At 34.2% G+C, this 2,226-nt stretch carries 1 protein-coding gene; it reads left to right on the top strand.

From position 1 onward, the window contains the following. Positions 1-148 precede the first annotated feature (148 nt). On the top strand, positions 149-742 hold the full coding sequence (locus ESY88_RS20495) for a hypothetical protein (RefSeq protein WP_223270916.1): 594 nt from the start codon (positions 149-151) through the stop codon (positions 740-742). Positions 743-2,226 lie beyond the last annotated feature (1,484 nt).

Raw genomic sequence — 2,226 nt, 5'->3', positions numbered from 1 at the left:
CCAACATCGCGTATGATTAATTGCTTGGCCTGTTCTTCTTCCGAAAATCCTCGTGGATTCGCTAGTTCGTTTTTATTTACTAAATTTACTACTTGAGACGCGCAACTAATCATACTCAAGAGCGTTGTGCGTAAGCTAAAAAAAAACATTGAGAACAGATTATAAATTGAATTCCAAAGACAAATTAACTGCTATTATTAAAGATAGCGGAATTGAAACGTGGAATGAATTAATCCAATTCGTTAGAAAATTACCATACGGACGAAATGCAAATCGGACTGACTTCGAATTGGTCATTAAAGAAAAAAAAGGGAGTTGCAGTTCAAAACACGCACTATTGAAAAAAGTGGCTGATTTGAATAATATTAAGAACGTAAAATTGATTCTCGGAATTTACAAAATGAACCGACAAAACACACCGAATATTGGTAACGTGTTAATTGAAAACTCAATTGAATTTATTCCAGAGGCTCATTGTTACTTGAAAATTGACGACAGGCGTGCCGACATAACAACTGATAATTCTGATTTTGAAAAAATTGAGCGTGATATATTAAACGAACTTGAAATTGAACCTGAACAAGTTGCGGAATTTAAAGTTGAATATCACAAAGAGATTTTGACAAAATGGATTTCGGAAAATAGAATTGACCGAGATTTTAACGAAATATGGAAAATAAGAGAAAAGTGCATTACAAATCTAACGGAAAAGCCTACGCACAACACCGTATATAGCTCATAGCTGGGCAGTTGCTTAATCGAAGTTTCGGCTTATTTACGAAGTCCGCCAAATTTTTTAATTTGGCTTATTGAAAAAGAAAGATAATAAGAAAATTAAAAAATTCGGCTCTTGCTCAACCGAAAATAATCGCTAATTTACACGCTACGAGCCATATACAAAACCGTTAGCACACAGTTGTCTGCTCCAGATAACACAGATAAACAACAAAATCTTCTGATTTTTAAGAGCTGAAACTGAAAAAACCACACCGAAATTGAAATAGATACGGAAAAACCAAAACGGCGGAATTATCACTCGTGTGAACAATTTTATTTCTTGGCCTTCCGATAATAAGTCGCATAGCTGGAAAACCTGTGCTTGACCAAAGTTTCGGCAAAATTTTATTTTAAATATACGCGGAAATCAAATCTAACGAAAAAAAACGACGAAAAGGAACCGGATTTTTTTTGGTTTTTTAAGTGCAAAACCGAAACTTTGCCCTTCCCTACAATCTGAAAAAATTATTTTAAAACTCATTGCGAACAATGGCAACGGAATTTAAAAGGAAATAATTAATCTGGATATTTAAACAAAATTATGTCGGATTTTATTCTGTAGTTAGAAAATAATAGCGAAGGAAAGAATAAACCGTGTGCTAACACCGTGTATAGACCATTGCTGGGTCTGTGCTTTATTTGGAATATTAAAGTAATGTTCCGAAGTTTGTTTATATTTGGATTGGTTCGTGTGTGAGACACGCAACGGTCCATACACATAAACGTTAGCACACAGTTGTCTGCTCCAGAAAACACAGATAAACAACAAAATCTTCTGATTTTTAAGAGCTGAAACTGAAAAAACCACACCGAAATTGAAATAGATACGGAAAAACTAAAACAGCGGAATTATCACTCGTGCGAACAATTTTATTTCTTGGCCTTCCAATAATAAGTCGCATAACTGGAAAACCTGTGCTTGACCAAAGTTTGGGCAAAATTTTATTTTAAAATATACGCGGAAATCAAATCTAACGGAAAAAAACTGCGAAAAGGAACCGAAAATTTTTTTGGTTTTTTAATTGCAAAACCGAAACTTTGCCCTTCCCTACAATCTGAAAAAATTATTTTAAAAATCCTTGCGAATAATGGCAACGGAATTTAAAAGGAAATAATTAATCTCGATTTTTAAACAAAATTATGTCGGACTTTATTCTGTAGTTAGAAAATAATAGCGAAGGAAAGAATAAACCGTGTGCTAACACCGTGTATAGACCATTGCTGGGTCTGTGCTTTTTTGGAATATTATGGAAAATGCCCAAAAGTTTGTTTATATTTGGATTGGTTCGTGTGTGAAACACGCAACGATCCATACACATAACCGTTGGCTAAAATAGCAGAATTAGCAAGTAAATTCATAATCCAGACTTATTAGGAGCTAGTTCTTGACATCATGCGGAAACCAATCTCTGCGGACTTTTTAGCAGGTTTATGGAATCGCTATCTGAA

The sequence above is a fragment of the Subsaximicrobium wynnwilliamsii genome (assembly GCF_007997225.1).
GTDB lineage: Bacteria > Bacteroidota > Bacteroidia > Flavobacteriales > Flavobacteriaceae > Psychroserpens > Psychroserpens wynnwilliamsii.
Note: the sequence above shows the minus strand (reverse complement) of the source record. Positions and strands in the feature narration are given on the sequence as shown.